Here is a 20,739-nt window from a genome sequence, read left to right as displayed (position 1 = left end):
CTATGAAAAAAACACAATCATTTTTAGCGCTAACGACCGCCTTTACACTTTTTAACTCAACAGCAAGTTTTGCTATTACTGCGTCACCAGAAAACTGGTGGGTGGGCATGCAAAATGACTCGTTACAAGTCATGCTTTACGATAACAATATTGCTAACAAAACGTGGCAAATGATGCCCTATAAAGGTGTTGAGTTTAAAGGGGTGACAACAACGAATAATCCTAACTACGCATTTTTAGATTTAAATATCAGTGACAATGCAAAGGCGGGAACACTGACTTTTAAAGCTAAAGATGGCACAGAATTTACTTACCCATTAAATACCCGTGATAAGCAAAGTGCCAATCGTCATGGCTTTACAAATAAAGATACGCTTTATTTAATCAATCCTGATCGCTTTGTAAATGGTGACCCAAACAATGACACCGTTGCAGGTATGCAGGAGCCTGCAAACCCAAGTTTTAAAGGTGGCCGTCATGGCGGTGATATTCAAGGTGTTATTAATAGCCTTGATTATCTTGAGGACTTAGGCGTGACTCAACTTTGGTTAACACCGGTGCTTGAAAATGACATGCCAAGTTATTCTTATCATGGTTATGCCATTACTGACTTTTACAAAGTTGATCCGCGCATGGGTAGTAATGCGCTATATAAAACCTTATCTGCAGAAGCGAAAGAGCATGGTATCGGCTTAGTGATGGACATGGTACTTAACCACTTTGGTTCATCACATCAGTGGATGGCTGATATGCCTACTGCTGATTGGGTTAACTTTGATGGCAAGTTTGAAAACGGTAAAAATGCAACCAGTCACGCCAGACAAACAATCCAAGACCCTCACGCAAGCCAATACGACAAACGTCAATTTAACGATGGTTGGTTTGTTGAGTCTATGCCTGATCTAAATCAGCGCCAGCCGTTACTATCAACGTATTTGATTCAAAATGCCATTTGGTGGATTGAATACGCCAACTTAAGCGGCATTCGTGTAGACACCTATTCATACTCAGATAAAGCATTTTTAGCCGATTGGACTAAAGCGATTATGAGCGAGTATCCAAACTTTAATATTGTTGGCGAAGAGTGGACAACCAACCCGGCTATTGCATCTTATTGGCAGCGCGGCAAAGTCAACCAAGATGGTTATACCTCTGACTTACCAAGTGTGATGGACTTTTCATTACAAGAAGCACTGATCCAAGCACTTAACGAAGGAGAAAGCTGGAATACAGGTTGGGTAAAAGTATATCAATCGCTCGCGAATGACTTTTTGTATGCTGATACAGATAACATTTTAGTGTTTGCAGATAATCATGACATGAGCCGTGTTTATACTGAACTGGGTCAAGACCTAGCAAAAACTAAATTAGCCATGACGCTGCTGTTAACAACTCGTGGTATTCCACAAATTTATTACGGCACTGAGCTGCTGCTCGATAACACGCCAAGCAATGACCACGGTGATATTCGTATTGACTTCCCTGGTGGGTTTAGAGTTCAAAAAGCGAATGCCTTCACAGGTAAGGGGCTTTCAGCTGATCAGCAAGAGATGTTAGCTAGCATGAAAAAACTGCTTAAGCTGCGCCAAGAAAAACCAGCGTTAAGCGAAGGTCGTTTAATGCATTTTTCACCAAAGCAAGGCGTTTACAGCTATGTGAGAGAGCACAATGACCAAACTGTATTGGTTGTTCTTAACAAAAACCAACAAGCCATTGATTGGGATTTAAGCTACATGCAAGAAGTGCTGAAAGGAAATAATAAAGGACGCGATTTAATCAGTGAAAAACGCGTTGATCTTGCAGCGCCAATCCGCTTAAAAGCTATGCAAGCACGCTTAATCGAGCTTGAATAATTGCAACTAATAGGCTGAATACGTATGCATTTACTGTCCGTATGCAGCCCTTAACATTAGTATGAACTGATATTTACAGAAAAATGAAGTAATGATGACAACATACAAACTAACTGCGTTAGTAGTGGCTTCGGTTTTAGGTTTAACTGCCTGTGGTAACGATGCGCCAGTACAGCAGAACACGCAACAGCAGCAATCAGAATCTAGCCAAGCAGCTATCTCTAAGCCTGTGGTATACCAAGTATTCACTCGATTATTTGGTAACACTAACACCACAAATAAACCGTGGGGCACATTAGAAGAAAATGGGGTAGGTAAATTCGCTGACTTTAATGATGCAGCATTACAAGGCATTAAAGAGCTAGGTACAACACATGTTTGGTACACTGGTGTACCGCGTCATGCTTTAGTAACTGACTATACCGAATACGGTTTGTCACAAGATGACCCTGATGTTGTAAAAGGCCGTGCAGGCTCACCTTATGCAGTGAAAGACTATTACGATGTTAATCCTGATTTAGCAATAAACCCTGAGCGCCGCTTAGAAGAGTTTGTAGAGCTAATCAATCGTACTCATGAGCACGGTATGAAAGTTGTTATTGATATTGTGCCAAACCACGTAGCGCGTAATTACGAGTCGGTCGCCAAGCCTGAAGGCGTAAAAGATTTTGGTGCTGAAGATGACACGACGAAAACCTATGCTCGCGATAATAACTTTTACTATGTAACAGGGCAGTCATTTCAAGTGCCTACCAGCGATAGCTACCAAGTGTTAGGTGGTAACCCGCATCCTCTTGCTGATAATCAGTTTGCCGAAACCCCAGCAAAATGGACGGGTAATGGGGCCCGTGCCGCTAAACCTGACATTAATGATTGGTACGAAACAGTTAAAATCAATTACGGTGTGAAACCAGATGGTAGCTACGACTTCCCAACACTACCGGATGATTACGCTGATAAAGATTACCGTGCGCACTACGCCTTTTGGCAAGATAAAGACTTACCAAATAGCTGGTATAAATTCCGCGATATCGCGCTTTATTGGTTAGATAAAGGTGTTGATGGTTTCCGTTATGATATGGCCGAGATGGTGCCTGTTGAGTTTTGGAGCTTTTTAAATTCATCAATCAAGATGCAAAAAAGCGATGCCTTTATTTTGGCGGAGGTATATAACCCAACGCTTTACCGCCCATATATCCAACAAGGTAAGATGGATTACCTTTACGACAAAGTCGGTTTTTACGACACGGTTAAAGCTGTGATGCAAGGCAAGCAATCAGCGGATACTATTTTCGATATCCAAAGCCAAGTGGCGGATATTGAAGAGCATATGCTGCACTTTTTAGAAAACCATGATGAGCAACGTATTGCTAGCCCAGATTTCGCTGGTAGTAGTGAAAAAGGTAAGCCAGCGATGGTGGTATCTACATTGATGTCGCGCTCGCCAACCTTACTTTATTTTGGTCAAGCTGTCGGTGAAGATGGCTCTGAGGACGGTGGTTTTGGCGACCCAACGCGTACCAGCATTTTCGATTATATGGGTGTACCTGCGCATCAAGCATGGATGAATAATGGTAAATTCGATGGCGGTGCGCTTTCAAAGCAGCAAGCTGATCTTCGTGCTTACTACAGCAAGTTAATGTCGTTAAATACACTGCCTGCCATTGTTGGTGGTGACATGCAAGCGCTTGAATTGACAGGCTCAGAGCAAGTTATTGCTTTTACGCGCAAGCTTGGTCAACAACTAGTGCTTGTAGTAAGTAACTTTTCAGAAAACCCACAAAATGTTGAGCTTACTCTTAACCAAGCGTTGTTACCTAAGCTTAACCACAGTGGTTTAACGTTTACTGATAACCTAGAAAATCATGCCGACATTGTGATTCCTGAGGCATCTACTAAGGCGCCAATTCAATTACAACTGAACGGCTTAAGCAGTGCAGTATTTACCTTAAAGGCTGACTATGAATAATAACAAACCAACGCTAAGCTTTTGGCAAATATGGAATATGTGTTTTGGATTCCTTGGAATCCAATTTGGCTTTGCATTACAAAACGGTAATGTAAGCCGTATTTTTCAAACCTTAGGTGCCAATGTTGATGATATTCCAATTCTTTGGGTTGCAGCACCATTAACAGGCCTTATTGTTCAGCCGATCATCGGTTATTGGAGTGATAAAACATGGAATAAGTTAGGTCGTCGTCGTCCGTTCTTTTTCTATGGGGCTATTTTAACAACGTTATCGTTATTCATTATGCCTAACTCACCAAGCCTGTGGATTGCGGCGGGTATGTTATGGATCATGGATGCGTCAATTAACGTAACTATGGAGCCATTCCGTGCTCTTGTCAGTGATAACCTGCCTAAAAAGCAACGTGCAACTGGTTATGCAATGCAAAGCTTCTTCATTGGTGTTGGTGCGGTTGTCGCGTCTGCATTACCTTGGATGATGACTAACTGGTTCGATATTGCTAATACAGCACCTGCTGGGCAAATCCCAGATTCTGTAAAATTCTCGTTTTACTTTGGTGCAGTAGTTTTAATTATTGCTGTATTTTGGACCGTCTTCACTACTAAAGAGTATTCACCAGAACAACTTGAAAGCTTTCACGAACAAGAGCAAAGCGATGACTCGGGCGATGTTCAAAGCGATGTAAACTTTAACAAAGGCGCTGCAATCTTTACGGTTCTTGGTCTAGTAGTACTTGGTATTGTTACGGGTCTATCGCTTGAAAAAGAGCTTTATTTACTTGCTGGTGGTTTGATTAGCTTTGGTGTTATTCAATTTATCGCCGGTGCCTTAAAAGCTAAAAACGCAACCAGTGGTGGCTTTTATCAAGTTGTGAATGATGTGTTCACTATGCCAGAAACAATGAAACAATTGGCTTGGGTACAATTTTTTAGCTGGTTCTCATTGTTTGCAATGTGGATTTACACCACATCGGCAGTAACTAGCTTCCACTACGGCAGCAGTGATACAAGCTCTCTTGCCTACAATAACGGTGCAGATTGGGTAGGTGTATTATTTGCCGCTTACAATGGTTTTGCTGCCATTGCAGCACTGTGTATTCCGGTTATCGTTAAAAAAGTAGGGCTAAAAATGGCTCACGCTATCAACCTAGTGGTAGGTGCATTGGGTCTGGTCAGCTTCATTATTATCAAAGATCCAAGTTTACTGATCTGGCCAATGATTGGAGTAGGGTTTGCTTGGGCGTCAATTCTATCTTTACCGTACGCAATGTTAAGTACCTCAGTACCAAGTAAAAAAATGGGTGTGTACATGGGTATCTTTAACTTCTTTATTGTTATTCCGCAGCTTTTAGCGGCAAGCGTATTAGGCCTAATTTTACGTCACTTTTTTGATAATCAACCGATTTATGCGTTAGTGCTAGGTGCAGTGTCATTCGTACTAGCAGCGGTCGCTGTACTGCGCGTTAAGCAACAATAATAAGGACACACCATGAAAAAATTTAATCTCATTACAGCAAGCTTGTTAGCGTTAGGTTTAACAGCTTGTAGTTCAGAACAATCAGCTAATACAGCAGTTGAGCAGGTGTCTGCGCCAGGTGCACCGGGTGTTGAGCCTTTTTGGGCATACTCTGGTAAAACAGGTATTGGTACCTCTTACGAGAAATACCAAGACGGCCACTATAGCGATGCAGCTGCTACTGGCAAAGTATCAAAAGTTTGGTTTTCAATCGCGAAAGGCATGATCACCGAAACCATGTTTGGTTTAATTCACCAAGCACAAATCAAAGATATGCAATTTGTTGTAGTTGGTAAAGACTTTACCGTTACAGAAAACGATGATCTCGATGTAAGCATTGATTATTTATACAAAGACGACGCGGGTCGCCCATTATCGCTTGCTTACAAAGTAGTAAGTAAAGATAAACAAGGTCGTTTCACTTTAGAAAAACACATCTTTACAGATCCAAACGGCCAAACATTGTTTGTTCGTAGCGTATTTAATACCGATCTTGAAGGTGTAAAAGCCTACGTTAATGTGAATCCTTACATTGATAACAACGGTTTAGACGATTTTGCAAAAGTGACGGACAAGGGACTAGTTGCTTGGCAAGATGATAACTTTTTATCTTTACAAGCCGCTCAACCATTTAAGCAAGCAAGCGTTGGTTTTACGGGTGTAAGTGATGGCTTAAAAGAGTTAAAAGCATCGCAATCACTATCAACGACTTACCAAAGTACTGGTGATAAGTCGGGTAATGTAAGCTTACTTGCAGAGCTTGGTGAAGTATCAAAAAACACCACCTTTGATTTAGCTTTAAGTTTTGGTAATTCTGAAGCTGCAAGCTTAAAAGAAGGTCAAGCAAGTTTAAACCAAGGCTACCAAAAAGTACTTGCTGCATATAACGGTGAGGGTGCTGCAATTGGTTGGCAAGACTACTTAACGAGCCTTGAACCTTTGAGCACATTAACTAACAGCACCGCAGATAATGGTAAGTTGCTTTATACCAGCGCCATGGTGTTAAAAGCGCAAGAAGATAAAACTCATGCCGGTGCTTTAATTGCGTCACTTTCTAACCCTTGGGGTGAAACAGTACCAGCTAAAACAGGTTCTACCGGTTATAAAGCGGTTTGGGTACGTGATTTCTATCAAGTGGCGATGGCATTTATGGCCATGGGTGATACACGTACTGCTAAAACGGCGTTTGAATATTTAGAAAAAGTACAAGTAACAGATAACACACCAGGCAATGGTGGTGACACGGGTTGGTTCTTACAAAAGACTCATGTTGATGGTGAGCTTGAGTGGGTAGGTGTTCAGCTTGACCAAACAGCAATGCCAATTATGTTAGCGTGGAAACTACATCAAGCTGGCGTACTTAGCGATCAAGAGCTGACAGATTGGTATGGCAAAATGTTAAAGCCAGCTGCTGATTTCTTGGTTGATGGTGGTCTTGCGAAAATTCTTTGGAACGACACACAAATTACACCGCCAGCAACGCAACAAGAGCGTTGGGAAGAACAAAATGGTTTTTCACCATCAACTACGGCTGCGGTTGTTGCAGGCCTTGTGACAGCTGCTGATATTGCTAAAAAAGCAGGTGACACTAAAAATGCAGAGCGTTACCTAGCAACGGCTAAAACTTACAACAGTGAAATTGAAAGCACCATGTTTACGACTCAAGGTAACCTTAAGTCTGAAAACAGCGATGGTGAATATTTCATTCGTATAGGTCAAGACAAAGATCCAAACTCATCAACCACACTTAATGCTAATAACGGGCGTGAAGGCTTTGATAAAAAGCAAATCCTTGATGGTGGTTTCTTAGAGCTTGTACGTTATGGTGTTCGTGATGCACTTGCACCAAGCATTGTAAAAACATTACCAGAATACGATGACGAAACCTTAGTTGATAACCTGCAAGTGCGTTACACCTTTAATTTTGCTGATGGCTCAGGTTCATTCCCTGGTTACCGTCGCTATGGTAACGATGGTTACGGTGAAGATGAAGTGACAGGTAATAACTATGCCGAAGGTGGTAACAACACCCCTGGTCAACGTGGTCGTGTATGGCCGTTTTTCACAGGTGAACGCGGTCACTATGAAATCGCTGCTGCAAACGCAACTAATAGCCTTGATGCGATGAAGCAACAAGCGATTAAAGACACCTATGTAAAAGGTATGGAAGCATTTGCCAATGAAGGCATGATGTTACCTGAACAAGTTTGGGATGGCGTAGGCAATAACAAAGCAGGCTATCAGCTAGGTGAGGGGACAAACTCAGCCACACCACTGGCTTGGACTCACGCTGAATACATTAAGTTACTCCGTTCAGTGAGCGATAAACATGTATGGGACCATTACCCAGTTGTTGAAGACGCATTGAAGTAAAAACTTTATTAACATGCCCAATATTTATTGGGCATGTTGCTTTTAGCAAAAGGAAAAATAATGTTAAAAAAACTAGCTTTATGTGCTCTATTAGCAGTAAGTACGCAAAGTAAAGCGGATGATTACTTGCTTTACTTTATGGGTGGCCAATCAAATATGGAAGGATTTGGCTTTAATAAAGATTTACCTGCGCAGTATAAAAAACCAGTTGAAAATACCTTACTCTTTTTTGGTAACCCTGTTGCTGATGATGCATTAAATGGTGGTAAAGGTGTTTGGACTAATTTAATGCCGGGCTTTGGTACAGGCGCAAGATCGACAGAACATTCAATTATTTTATCTGACAGATTTGGTCCTGAATTGAGTTTTGGTAAACGTTTATCTGAGCTCACTGATAAGAAAATAGCCATTATTAAATATGCGCGTGGAGGCTCATCTATTGCGCTTGGGGCATCTGGCTTTGGTACGTGGGGGCAGAACTATGCTGACAACACCAAGATCAACCAATGGGATAACTTTCAAACTACAGTAAGATCTGCGTTAGCTAATAATGATATAGATGGTGATGGTGAAGCAGATACTTTAGTACCAGCAGGGATCATTTGGATGCAAGGCGAGGCCGATGCCTATCATGAGCAAGCATCTAAGGTTTATTTAGCAAATTTAACAAGCCTTATGAATGATATGAAAATGGCATTTGGTGATAAGGAGTTACCAATCATCCTTGGCAGAATAGAAGACTCTGGTAAAACACCTCAAACTAGAGTGATGCCACATATTGAGAGTGTATGGGATGCTCAGAAAAAGTACGTTAAATCAAATGCTAATGCTCATTTAGTTGCCTTTGATGAGCCTGTCGAATTCATTGAAGATAAATGGCACTATAAAAGTAATTACTATATAAAACTAGGTAACCTTTTTGCAGAAAAAGCAGCCGAAACATTAGCTAAGTAAGCTTCTTTTAAATAACTACTTAAATAATTAAACCGCCGAATTAACCTCGGCGGTTTTTTGTTTTGCACTTTTTTACAATTTAATTGTTCTTTCCTTATATGGGTACGTTAAGATAGCTTATCTTTAATTCAGTAAACAAAAGCCATTACTATTTGGTGTAATTTGTAGCTGAACAATTAATTCAGGGAAGGTGCAAATATGTTCAAGTCTTTATCTACTTTGTTGGGTGTTGGTTTATTGTGTTCTTGTGCAATAAATACAAACGTGGGTGAGTATGTGCTTGGTGATGTTGAAACTTCAGTCCGAGGTCACAATGTTGAAGTATTTACAGAACGCCAATTAGTGAGCCACAGAGCAACATTTCTTGGCCAGGTTTCGAGCTATTATTGCCAATTAGAAAGTGATATGCATTTACCACAAGCGGGTCCGTTTGATGATATTAATGGTTCTAGAAGTCAACTCCAAGACACTCTTAAAAGTAAAGTACAGCAAAGGGGGGGCAACGCGATTGTATTTGGGCAGTGTTATATCAGTGCTTATGCAGCTACTGATTGCCAAAAAGCGCTGAGTTGTGAAGGGTTTGCGTACCAAGTTGAATATTAAAAACTTTTACTATTTCCATCTCGTTACTTAAGGTCTGGACTGTGGCGAATTATCCTAACGCTATCCTAGGTTTGATGTTACTTTTTCATGCTTCTATTACCAGTTGTGCTGAACTTAAACCCTTCACTACAGATGGTTGCAGCTCTTTTCCTGATGGAACAATAGAACATAAAAACTTATGGTTGGCGTGCTGTACAGCCCATGATCTTGCATATTGGCAAGGTGGTACTTTCAAGCAACGTGAGCAAGCAGATATAGATTTAAAAGCGTGTGTTGCACAAGTAGGTGAGCGAGAAATTGCAGTATTGATGCTTGCAGGTGTCAGAGTGGGTGGGACACCTTTTTTACCTACTAGCTTTCGCTGGGGTTATGGCTGGCCATACCCTAAGCTTTATGGTGAACTAACAGAGCAAGAGCGTTCACAAGTTGAAAGCCGTTTAGCCGAGCTTAAAACTAAATAATCTATCGTTTATCTAACTTCTTTACAGGTTTTTGATGCATCGTTGATAGCAGTTGCTCCAGCGCTTTTGGCAAAATGTGATGACATATAAAGCCCTAATTGATGGTCGGGCATTTTAATGCGTGTAATGCCATTAAAGTGGTGAGGCTCAATATCTTTTGCAATCACAGCAGGAAGGGCTGTTATACCAGCTCTGTTCTTAGCCACAAAATCAACAGCTTGTTGCCATGTACTAACTTGATGTTCATGGCTTATCGATTCATTTTTATCAATGCCTAAATATTTAAGCATTAAGGTACGTGCCCCAGTTCCGCGTTTATAGACGATACCATTCAAGTTTGCCTGTCTGCGTAAATTCTCGATACTCAAATCTGGGTTAGTACTGTGGCTTATCAGCTCATATCCAACTTGATAAATTGTCGCTGAGCGAGTCGCAAATAGATCTCTCTGTGGTAACAATAAAAGTGGCATGGCAATATCAACTTCATTGTTTTGCAACATTTTGATAAGCCGTGCTTGCGGTACAGTGATAACATCGTAATCGGTATCTAGGTGATTGATCACACAGCTATAAGCTGATTTTAATTCACCGTGAAAGTGTTTTCGTGAGTACTTTAATGATTCGCCATTTTCGCTTGATACACCAATTGTTATTTTTGCAAAACAAGGGTGAGAGCAAAACAGTACAAGCAGGATAAGAGGGGCTGTAATGAAGCCTTTTAAGTCCATTTAATAAATCGATAGGGTGAAACTTAAGCGAAATTTATCAGTTTAAACAGAACTGGACAAGGTAGGGGGCTTACAGTGCAAATACATAAAAATCTAAGTGTTTTATTGAGGTATTAATTAATTTCCTTAATAAACAAAGGGGTGGAGCTGTAAGTTGGTTGCTTACAGCTCGATTTACCTGATTATAATCCTGCTTTTCTAGCGCGAGCAGTGTGTAGCTTTTTGTAGCTTTCGATTAAACGAAGGTGTCTATCTAAGCCCTCAAGTTTCATGCTGGTTTCTGTTAAACCATAGAACATTACATCGCCGTTGATTGAGCCAACGACTGCATCCATTGTTTCTTGACCAAACATACGGGTGAAGCTGTGAATGTAATCTTCAATCTCTAGGTCATCGCTGAGTGCGACTTCCAACGTTGCATGCATTGCTTGGTAGAATAAGCCGCGTTCAACAATGGTATTGTCGTTATACTGCAAGAATGCTTCAACAAGCTCCATTGCTGCTTCTAAATCACCAAGTGCTAAGTAAATAAGTAGCTTCAGCTCAAGAATCGTTAACTGACCCCATACTGTGTTTTCATCAAACTCAATACCGATTAAGGTTATGATATCTATGTAGTTATCTAGTTCACTTTCTTCTAAGCGCTCAACTAAATCAGCAAGTTGATCTTCTGATAAACGATGCAGGTTCAAGATATCTTCACGGAAGTTAAGTGCTTTATTGGTATTGTCCCAAATCAAGTCTTCCACAGGATACACTTCTGAGTAATCAGGCACTAAAATGCGGCATGCAGTACCAAGATCTGAGAACTCAGCAATGTAAGCTTCTTTACCTAAGCTTTCTAAAATACCGAATAAGCTCGCTGTTTCTTCTTCATTGCTACCTGAGAAATCCCATTCAACAAAATCATAATCGTGCTTAGCGCTGAAGAAGCGCCATGAGATCACGCCCGTTGAATCAATGAAGTGCTCTACAAAGTTTTCCGGTTCAGAAACTGCCATACTATTGAACGTTGGCTTAGGCACATCGTTTAAGCCTTCGAAGCTTCTGCCTTGTAATAACTCAGTTAAGCTGCGCTCTAAAGCAACTTCAAAGCTTGGGTGCGCACCAAAAGAAGCAAATACACCGCCTGTTTTAGGGTTCATGAGTGTTACGCACATCACTGGGAACTGACCACCTAGCGAGGCATCTTTTACTACAACAGGGAAACCTTGTTCTTCAAGACCATTAATACCCGCAACAATACCTGGGTACTTGTTTAAAACCTCTTGAGGTACGTCTGGTAAAACAATTTCTTGCTCAATGATTTGGCGCTTAACTGCACGCTCAAAAATTTCAGATAAACACTGTACTTTTGCTTCGGCAAAGTTGTTACCAGCACTCATACCATTACTTAAGAATAAGTTTTCAATTAGGTTTGAAGGGAAGTAAACCGTTTCACCGTCTGACTGGCGAACATAAGGAATAGAGCAAATACCACGTTCTTTATTACCAGAGTTAGTATCGATTAAGTGTGAGCCACATAGCTCACCATCTGGATTATAAATTTCACGGGTATAATCATCTAATATGCCCTCTGGTAGAGAGTCATCATCAGTCAGAGCAAACCACTTTTCATTTGGGTAATGAACAAACTCGCTATTGGCAATGTCTTCGCCTAAGAACTGATCGTTATAGAAGAAGTTACAGTTTAAGCGCTCAATAAACTCGCCCAAAGCTGAGCATAGCGCGCTTTCTTTCGTTGCACCTTTACCATTGGTAAAACACATTGGTGAGGCTGCATCACGAATATGAAGTGACCATACATTTGGCACAATATTACGCCAAGAAGAGATTTCGATTTTCATCCCTAACTCTTCAAGGATGGCCGTCATATTTGCGATGGTTTCTTCAAGCGGTAAGTCTTTACCTAAAATAAAGGTATTACTGTCATCACCTGGTTTTGCCATCAACATTGCTTGCGCGTCTGCTTCGATGCTTTCAACAGTATCGATTTTAAATTCTGGGCCAGTTTGAATAACACGTTTTACTGTACAACGCTCAACAGAACGTAAAATACCCGTGCGGTCTTTCTCAGAAAGGCTTTCTGGTAACTCAACCTGAATTTGAAAAATTTGGTTATAGCGGTCTTCTGGATCAACGATATTGTTTTGTGCAACACGAATACCATCTGTCGGGATATCGCGTGAATTACAATACACTTTAATAAAGTAAGCCGCACACAATGCAGAAGATGCTAAGAAGTAATCGAATGGACTTGGTGCAGTGCCATCACCCTTATAGCGAATAGGTTGGTCTGCAATGACAGAGAAATCATCAAACTTGGCTTCAAGCCTGAGGTTGTCGAGAAAATTAACTTTAATTTCCATTAAAAAATTACCTTTTACGAGCGTACTTAATAGGTGACAAATTAAGTGTGTAACAAATTGAGTGGTATTATCGGCTTTTTTAGCTTATTAGTCTTGGGTAAAGTAAAAATAATCTCGATTTAGTTATCATAACTTTAAACTTGGCTTTTTAAGTTATTGCTAGTAATTGTGTCTAGGCTTAAACGTGTGCTCGTTTCTTGGCAGCTTATTAGTTATTATTGATAAGCATAGTATCAGGATGAAATACATTGAGTTTGCACCTGCCTGCAATGAGTAATCAACCGATGAATGCAACAACATCATTGTTATTGCTATAGCGCACCCAAAAGCAATGCCTTGGTAAAGCGCTGTTTTTCGATTCTTCATGGTTTTAAAGCAAAGTAACAAGCAATAAATAACTAATATGGCTAAGGGGATAGTTCCAATAAGACCTAATTCAACAGTAAATTGAATGTAATCATTGTGGGCATTATCGTAATAACCAGAATAGGGTTCCGATTGAAAACGTGGAAAAGCAGTATAGAAGGTACCACCGCCACTACCAAAAAAAGGTTTTTCAAGTATGAGTGGTATTGAATCCCTCACAACTTCGTCTCTTGTTTCTGATTGGAGGCTTGTCTCACTTAGGCGTTGTTTAACTTTTTCTACATCAAAGATTGCCCCAATTATGATTAGATCTAAAATAAAAAAACTCACAATTAATATCTTGAAAGAACGTGGTTTTTTCTTATAAAAAATAAGTGCCAAAGCACTTACAATTATTAACGCTATAAAAAAGGCAGAATTGCCCATTCTACTTCTTGTCAATATCAGTCCGACGATAATTATGATCAATGACAGTCTCAAAATTACCTTTTGACTTAGCATAGTCTCAGAAAACCCACGTAATATTTTTTTTAAAGTAAGCTTTGTGTCAGCAGAGCTTCTTTTTAATTCACTAACTAATAGCCCAATCCCTAAGGCTAAGCAAAGGCCTAAATAATTCGCTAGAAAGTTTGAATAAGTAAAAGTGCCAATAGCACGCTCAGTATGGGCATATCCAAAAATCGGGCTTGATATATCAGGGGTAAAATTTAAATAGCTAGCATATAAAGATTGAAAAACACCTGCCGATACAATAACTAACAGTAATGTTCTTATCCTGTTTGCATTATTGCAGTATATGAATAATAACCAGGAGAATACTAAAAGAACCTGGGTCTTAAGTAACATTTGGGTAGTTTGAAATGGATCAATGCTTACAGTAAGTTTTTGATATAAAAGTATAAATATTACAAACAACAAAGTTGCTAGCAGAAAGTAACTATATTTTGGTGGGTAAATATTCGAATTGTTTTTTAGACCATTAAATAGATGTACTAAAAAGGTAAAATTTACAAGCAAACCGATAGATAAAATAGCCCACGGTCTATAACTACCGAGGGGAAGGGGCAACAAAAAAACAGTTACACATAAAAGCGCAAAGATGATTCGGCTCAATTGAAATCCAAACTACACGGTAGGAATATAAGTTAATAGCATTAAAAGTACTTCACACGTAGGGTGTACTAGTACTACGTGTGAATGGATAAGTTTTAACCACCGACTTCAGATATACCAGCATCACCACCATTACCACCAGCACCTTGTGGTGTAGGAGTTGTTGCTGGTGCTGTAAATATAACATCTGGAGCTTGTTGCTGGTTAGTTGGTGAGTTATTACCTTGAACTGGACCCGCGGCAGTTGCGTTAGAAGCTACTGTTGCATCAACACCTGCAGTAATTGCTGAAAGCGTGATAGTGTCAGGGTCAACACCTGCGTTTGATAGTGAAGTTAAAAAGGTTGAGACTAAGGGGCTGTCGGCACCTACAGCGTTAACCACCTCTGTAATCATTGCATCAACTTGTGTTGCTGTGCAATCTTCACAAATAGCTTTTATGGCAGCTAATAAATCACTGTTTAACTGCTCTTGGCTTGTGTTTTCATCAGCTGATGAAACGATACTAGCTAGTTGCGAAATAGCTGTACTTCCTGAGCCACTGTCGGTTTGTGCGTAAATAGGGAAAGATGTAACTGTTGCCAAAAGGCTTGCTAGTAATAGTTTCATGAGGCGTCCATTTCTAAATGTTATAGTTACTAAATTTTAGCGTTTCTGTACAAAAAGTAAACATACATTTACTACTTTTATACTTCTTTTTCTCTACTTTACTAGGCTTCGCGATCCAGTTTCCTTGAACACCATCGCAACCAAGATCTTCAACTAGTTCTAAAGTCTGGGAATTTTCAATTAAACAAGCTAGAACTTTAATACCAAAACCATGACAGATATTATTAACGGTTTGGACAAAAAACTGCGATTGCGAATCGTCTGTTAAGTTTTGCATATAGCTACCATCAAGTTTTACATAGCTGATATTCAAGCCTTGTAGATACTTAAATGAAGTTAGGCTAGTACCAAAATGTTCAATACAAACATTAATTCCAAGATCTTTTAAAACTTCTATGTGTAATTTTGCTTCATCTACATCATGTAAAAGATCAAACTCATTGACTTCAAAAATTAGATTTTGTTGAAGAATAGGGGTTTGCTGAGATAACACTACAAGCCAATTGATAAAGCTTTTTGAGTATAAGCTAGATTTACTGATATTGAGGGCAAAGAGATCGTTCGGAAATTGCTCTTTCAAAGGAATAAAGTTTTCAATAATTACTTTGTCTAGGCTTTCTGTAAGGTTTAGGTTATCAGCCATTGAAAATAAATGGCTGTTATTTACTTTGTTATTTTGATGTATAAAGTGAGAAAATACTTCAAAGTAACATTGCTTATTTATAGTTTTCGACTTCTTAACAGGTTGAATGGAATAGTTAATCTCAGCTGATTTTATAATGTCATTTATTAGTTGACGCCATTGTGAAACGCTCAGAGACGTTTCTGATTTATCATGAATAGAAATTTCCAATTCACCAATAGTGCAATTTGTATCTAATAACGATAACGCAGAGGTAACAGAGACACCTTTTGAAATTGAAGCGATTGAAATGTTTGCAATACCGTTCACGTGAAGCTTTAAATTTTCTTTTTGCTGTATTTCTTTTGAAATTTTATGGTACTGGCTTTTGAAGAATGAGAGCTCATGTTGTGCGAAAAATATGAATGTTCCACCATTTAATCTAAAAGCCTTACTCTTATTTAATTCTTTTACGCTTTTTTTCAAAATGTTAGCGATGCTTAAAACATAATTATCACCATCAAGATAAGTTAAAGACTTATTAATGCTATCGAGAGATGGTAACTGAACCATCATAATTGATATGTGTTCATCATCACTTAAAAAATCAACAACTGACTTATAGTGATTCTCAAATGACTTTCTATTACCTAATTCCGTAAGTGAATCTAGATACACCTGTTTAGTTAAATTTTCAGATTGATTGGTGAGTGTTTCAAAGGTTTTATGTAGGTTGCTCACCATCTTATTTAAAGCATTCGTTACAATTCTTAACTCTCTGGCAACTGGCAAATTGTGATTAAGCGTGAACTGCTTTTTTGTAACTAGGTTTGCTTGTTGTTCAACATCTTTCAAAGGCCTGAACACAGTTTGCAATATTAAATATGCAAATATCATCGAAACTAATAAAATTATAAATGCACTTAACAGCGTTTTTTTTGTGTGCTCCCATAAAGTCATGTAAGACTGACCTACGTGGCTAGTGACCTCAAGATTTCCTGCGATGACCCAACCTGATGAAACCTCAGAAACCATTGTTGGCGCTTTCAGCTTTATAAAATTGATAAACCAATTCGGAACCGAATCTACATACCTAGGGTTGTTAAGGTTTATCAAAATACTACCATCGCCATCTATAAAACGAATTGAGCTGTAATATCCTGAATCAAAGATAGCTGAGGCCATTGTTTGTGCGATAGTTATATTACTTGGCTCTAAAAATGAAGAAATTGAAAGCCCTAAGCTAGTTGCGGTGTCTTGCGCATGACTAGCCATTTGCGATTCTAAATAGTCAGTTGTGCTATCAATATCTGTATACACTTTTACCGAAAAGGAAAGCATACAAATAAATACAATAAGGCTGTAAATTTGCAGTTTTAAACTTATACCTTGCTTAAAATGTTTGAGCATAGCTGATAGTTCCTTTATTTTGTGCAGGTAGAGCAAGCTCACCTTGTTCAATTCTTTCTAACATTGTGTCCCATGCTGAAACACCATTACTATCTTTGATTTTGTTCCCCAAGCCTTTTGCTTTGGCAAGCCATAACCCCTTAGCGTTGAAGCTATAAATAGGCGTCAAATCTCTTCTTGCATTTGCAGGAAGTAGTCTAGTTTCAAAATTGTCTAAAACCATAGGTGGTTCGTTAGAGCGTTCAAGATAGATTAATACCATGTGAGGCTGATTAACCGTTTGCTGCCTAACATACATAAGTCTAATTTTGTCTTCAGGTACACCTAGGGCTACCAATGTAAAGTACTTAGCTATTACGTAGTCTTCACAATCACCCATACCAACACCTAAAGTTTCAATCGGGCTCGCCCAATAATCCTTTTTATTCCATAGCAATTCATCGGTACGATAAATAACCTTTTCGTTAAAAAAATCATTAACAAGGTTGATTTTCTGCCATTCATTTTTGTTTTCTGTCGCATCTATGAAATCTAGCCATTGTTTGATTCTAGAATGCCCTGACTCACCATAACTTAAACGGGCTTTAGCTAAGATTTCACTGCTTTTTAGGGAAGAAAGTATATTTTGCGCACTTGCAATAATTGAAAATAAAAGAAAGAAGCAAAGCCATTTGCGCACAAGTGTCCCTTTAAACTAAATATTTAGGTAATTGTATTACTAATATGGTTAATTTTAGACGGCATTAACAATACTGCAACACAAAAGTTGATTTTTCCCAGTTAATCTTAGTAAAAAAGAAGCAATATTGAGGGTGTGTTTACGTTGGAGGTAGAGGTGGTGGTATTGTCGATAGCAGTATTAATAATAACTTTAAATCAAGATAAAACTAAAGGTAATAAAGCTATAGCTTTCCTGATTTACAGGCTTCCTAGCGATAAAGTTACTTGTAAAATATATAATAGGGATCCTCTATATTATAGATTGTATCAAACAACTAATTACTTTAATTATGTGAATTTCTAGCCTATAGGCTTTTAGAGCTGGCGCTGATGCATAAATGTCACTACAAAAGTTAAGGACATTCAATGGGGGTCGCGTTTATAGTTTGCGGATTCTTTATCATTGAAACAAGCTAAAACAGGGATGGTGAACCAATTTTAACTGCATATTTTAATAACTTTAGAGGGTTATAGGAATTCAATGGTTTACCCAAAAAAGGTTCTAATACTTTTTTGCTAATTTTAATGTTGACGAGTTAAATTTAGTGTAATAGTCTTATGTAAAGTGTTAATAAATGTAATCAGGCGTTAACAATAAGGACTTTAGTGTGATTTCTTCAAGGACGTTAAAACTCTCGGCTTTTTCAATTGCAATTTGCTATTGTTTTTCAAATGTTTGTACATTGACTTCACAATTAAAAGTAGCTTGTGTTACAAACTCTCATAATTCTTCAAAGTCTCCCATGTTTGATTTCTCATACCCAAAATCACTCTACATAAATATCACTAATTACTTACATGGAATATGTTCATTAGGGTTTTGTGGGTACAGAGTAATCGTTTTTCCTGTGTATGGTTTCTTCATGCATCTCATTTTCTCGTTCCTAATTACTGAGTATCTCTTAAAGAGCTACTTTTCTAAATTATATTGATTAAATTTTAACTATAAGTTGGTTGCTTTAAATGTTAAGTGACTGTCAAAATTTATGTTTTAACTTTTGGCTTTAAGGTTATTAAAGTTTTTTAGTACGTTGTCGTTGATTAAGTTTATAAAATTAATTTGGTGATATTGTTATAACAGAACCACAATTATAGATTGTGGGTTGTCCTTTTTAATTTTAAGGGTTTATGTTTAAGTTTAAAATGCATTGGATGATTTAAGGTTTTAGATATAAAAGTAAAAAAATGCTATTTACTTGTAAGAAATTTACGGCTGGCTAAATGTTAGAGTCGTAGTTAATCGAAAGTGTGTTGAGTTCGACCTCCGTTGTATATAGGTCTTTGTGGCTTGATATAAAAATTATATTTTTATTAATCATTAAGGGATTTGAAAATGAGAATGCTTACAAAAGGTGTGCCTATATACATTGCGATATCAATGTTCACTACTGCTACTATGGCTCAGAAGTTTGAACCTGGAAGTTACATGACCAACAATGGTGTTGAACTTACCCCAACACTTATGGCTGGAGTCGGACATACCAATAACTTTTTTAGTACCCCTGAAGATGAGGAAAGTAGGTTAATTTGGACTTTTGCTCCAACTATTGATGCCATTATAGAAGATGGTGTTAATAAGTATAACTTTAATGCAGCAACATTAACGAATTTACACAATATAGATTCAGCAGATAACTTTACGCAAATAAACTTAAAAGCAAATACGCATCATGAGTTTTCAAGTCGTCAACGCCTTGATTTTTCGGCGTCTGCTGATTGGCTGTATGAGCCTCGAGGTAGTGGATTAACTGAAGGGCTAGGTGATTTAGCAAGTGAACCAGTTGAATATACTCAACAAAATATTTTACTAGATTATGAGTATGGGGCTATGAGCTCTGCAGCTCAAATTGCTTTCAAAGCTGGCTACTACAACAAAGACTATCAAAACTTTGAATCTATTTCTCAATATCGTAATTATGATAAGACCCTCTTTGGCGTAACTGGTTATTATAATACACAGGCAGGGACACGCTCTTTTTTAGAGCTTAAAACAGAAAGTTACCGCTATGATGTAATACAGTTAAGTGGCATATCTCGTGACTCTGATGATCATAAAGTTTTGCTCGGTATTGAATGGGAGGCTACAGCAATTACATCCGGCTCATTTAAAGTTGGTTATCAGAAAAAGGATTTTAAAGACACAGAAAGAGAGAATTTTTCAGGCTTAAGTTGGGAAGGGGACATAATATGGCAGCCCTTAACTTACTCATCATTTAAATTTAATACCAGTCGTTCAGCAAAAGATCCTTTAGTTGAAGGGGATTTTATTAAAGAAAGTACTTATAATTTATATTGGAGTCATGAGTGGAATGAAAGTTTAGGGTCTCTTATTAGCTTTAGTTATGTTAATGAAGACTATACTGGTGATGTTGGCCGAAAAGATAAAACTGAAACTACTAGGCTGTCTTTAAACTATTCACTAAATAATGTTTTCTTAGTTTCTCCCTATATAGATTTTTTAGATAAGCAATCAACCGAATCTAATATTGAATTTGATCGAGTGCTATTTGGAATTAACTTTACATTTGGGTTAAGGAAAAAGTAATGAAAATTTATATTTTTTTAATAGTTTTTTTAGCTTTCTCTAATTCAGTTAAGGCGAATTTATCTTCAAATTACACTTTGGGTCCTGGAGATAAAATAGAAATAAGGGTGTTTGGCCAACCAGATTTAGCAGTTGAAGCATTATTAGGAAATAGCGGTGATATAAATTATCCGTTTTTAGGGAAAATTAAATTAGCTGGGCTAAATACTGCAGAGGTAGAGGAGTTGATAGTTAATGGGTTGCAGCCTGATTACTTAGTTAATCCGAATGTTTACACTCAGGTTGTTGAATATAGACCTTTTTATATACATGGTGAAGTTGAACATCCTGGCGCTTATTCTTATCAACCCGGAATGACTGTTAACCAAGCAGTTGCTTTAGCTGGCGGTCTTACAGAAAGAGCTTCGACGGATAAAATATTTCTATTTAAAGAGCATACAAAAGATAAAGAAGAAAAGGCAACTTTGAACAGCCAAATTTTAGCCGGTGATACGGTGAAAATTGAACAGCGTTTATTTTAGCGGTAAGG

Annotated in this window: 15 protein-coding genes; 9 read left to right on the top strand and 6 right to left on the bottom strand. The window is 38.3% G+C overall.

Annotated elements, in window-relative coordinates; all coding sequences use genetic code 11:
* Positions 1-2: 2 nt before the first annotated feature.
* The 7 genes from AUR67_RS10035 (at position 3) to AUR67_RS10005 (ending at position 9,729) form a co-directional block, all read left to right on the top strand.
* Positions 3-1,853: a glycoside hydrolase family 13 protein gene (locus AUR67_RS10035; protein WP_058585173.1), complete on the top strand. Its 1,851-nt coding sequence runs from the start codon at positions 3-5 to the stop codon at positions 1,851-1,853.
* A 94-nt stretch (positions 1,854-1,947) separates the two neighbouring features.
* On the top strand, positions 1,948-3,822 hold the full coding sequence (locus AUR67_RS10030; protein WP_414858335.1) for an alpha-amylase family glycosyl hydrolase: 1,875 nt from the start codon (positions 1,948-1,950) through the stop codon (positions 3,820-3,822).
* Positions 3,815-5,299, top strand: a complete 1,485-nt coding sequence (locus AUR67_RS10025) for an MFS transporter (RefSeq protein WP_058585171.1) — start codon at positions 3,815-3,817, stop codon at positions 5,297-5,299. The genes AUR67_RS10030 and AUR67_RS10025 overlap by 8 nt, the downstream gene beginning before the upstream one ends.
* Before the next feature lie 12 nt (positions 5,300-5,311).
* Positions 5,312-7,711: a glucan 1,4-alpha-glucosidase gene (locus tag AUR67_RS10020; protein WP_058585170.1), complete on the top strand. Its 2,400-nt coding sequence runs from the start codon at positions 5,312-5,314 to the stop codon at positions 7,709-7,711.
* A gap of 60 nt (positions 7,712-7,771) precedes the next feature.
* Entirely contained in the window at positions 7,772-8,665 is an 894-nt protein-coding gene (locus tag AUR67_RS10015; RefSeq protein ID WP_058585169.1) for a sialate O-acetylesterase, read from the top strand.
* A 198-nt stretch (positions 8,666-8,863) separates the two neighbouring features.
* Positions 8,864-9,268 (top strand): hypothetical protein, encoded by a 405-nt coding sequence (locus tag AUR67_RS10010; RefSeq protein ID WP_058585168.1) that lies wholly within the window; start codon positions 8,864-8,866, stop codon positions 9,266-9,268.
* 74 nt (positions 9,269-9,342) lie between these two features.
* Complete coding sequence (locus AUR67_RS10005; protein ID WP_058585297.1) at positions 9,343-9,729, top strand: hypothetical protein; 387 nt, start codon at positions 9,343-9,345, stop codon at positions 9,727-9,729.
* Positions 9,730-9,737: 8 nt separating this feature from the next.
* Here the strand turns inward: AUR67_RS10005 and AUR67_RS10000 are convergent, their stop codons facing one another.
* The 6 genes from AUR67_RS10000 to AUR67_RS09975 form a co-directional block, all read right to left on the bottom strand.
* A complete protein-coding gene (locus AUR67_RS10000) occupies positions 9,738-10,457 on the bottom strand; it encodes a hypothetical protein (RefSeq protein WP_058585167.1) in 720 nt (239 codons plus the stop codon).
* 182 nt (positions 10,458-10,639) lie between these two features.
* Positions 10,640-12,826 (bottom strand): OsmC domain/YcaO domain-containing protein, encoded by a 2,187-nt coding sequence (locus AUR67_RS09995; protein WP_058585166.1) that lies wholly within the window; start codon positions 12,824-12,826, stop codon positions 10,640-10,642.
* A 159-nt stretch (positions 12,827-12,985) separates the two neighbouring features.
* A complete protein-coding gene (locus AUR67_RS09990) occupies positions 12,986-14,305 on the bottom strand; it encodes an O-antigen ligase family protein (protein WP_058585165.1) in 1,320 nt (439 codons plus the stop codon).
* 95 nt (positions 14,306-14,400) lie between these two features.
* Positions 14,401-14,913 carry a hypothetical protein gene (locus AUR67_RS09985; protein ID WP_058585164.1) on the bottom strand — a complete coding sequence of 171 codons (513 nt, stop codon included), beginning with the start codon at positions 14,911-14,913 and terminating at the stop codon, positions 14,401-14,403.
* A 13-nt stretch (positions 14,914-14,926) separates the two neighbouring features.
* Complete coding sequence (locus AUR67_RS09980) at positions 14,927-16,945, bottom strand: EAL domain-containing protein (protein ID WP_058585163.1); 2,019 nt, start codon at positions 16,943-16,945, stop codon at positions 14,927-14,929.
* Positions 16,929-17,624: a transglutaminase-like cysteine peptidase gene (locus tag AUR67_RS09975; protein WP_058585162.1), complete on the bottom strand. Its 696-nt coding sequence runs from the start codon at positions 17,622-17,624 to the stop codon at positions 16,929-16,931. The genes AUR67_RS09980 and AUR67_RS09975 overlap by 17 nt, the downstream gene beginning before the upstream one ends.
* A 1,374-nt stretch (positions 17,625-18,998) precedes the next feature.
* On the opposite strand from AUR67_RS09975, the gene AUR67_RS09970 reads away from it, so the two are divergent.
* On the top strand, positions 18,999-20,210 hold the full coding sequence (locus AUR67_RS09970) for an outer membrane beta-barrel protein (protein WP_058585161.1): 1,212 nt from the start codon (positions 18,999-19,001) through the stop codon (positions 20,208-20,210).
* Positions 20,210-20,731, top strand: a complete 522-nt coding sequence (locus tag AUR67_RS09965; protein ID WP_058585160.1) for a polysaccharide biosynthesis/export family protein — start codon at positions 20,210-20,212, stop codon at positions 20,729-20,731. Before AUR67_RS09970 ends, AUR67_RS09965 begins: the two co-directional genes overlap by 1 nt.
* The last annotated feature ends 8 nt before the right edge of the window (positions 20,732-20,739 follow it).

Source organism: Pseudoalteromonas sp. XI10 (assembly GCF_001469895.1).
Classification (GTDB): Bacteria; Pseudomonadota; Gammaproteobacteria; order Enterobacterales; family Alteromonadaceae; genus Pseudoalteromonas.
This window is presented reverse-complemented; position numbering and strand designations above follow the sequence as displayed.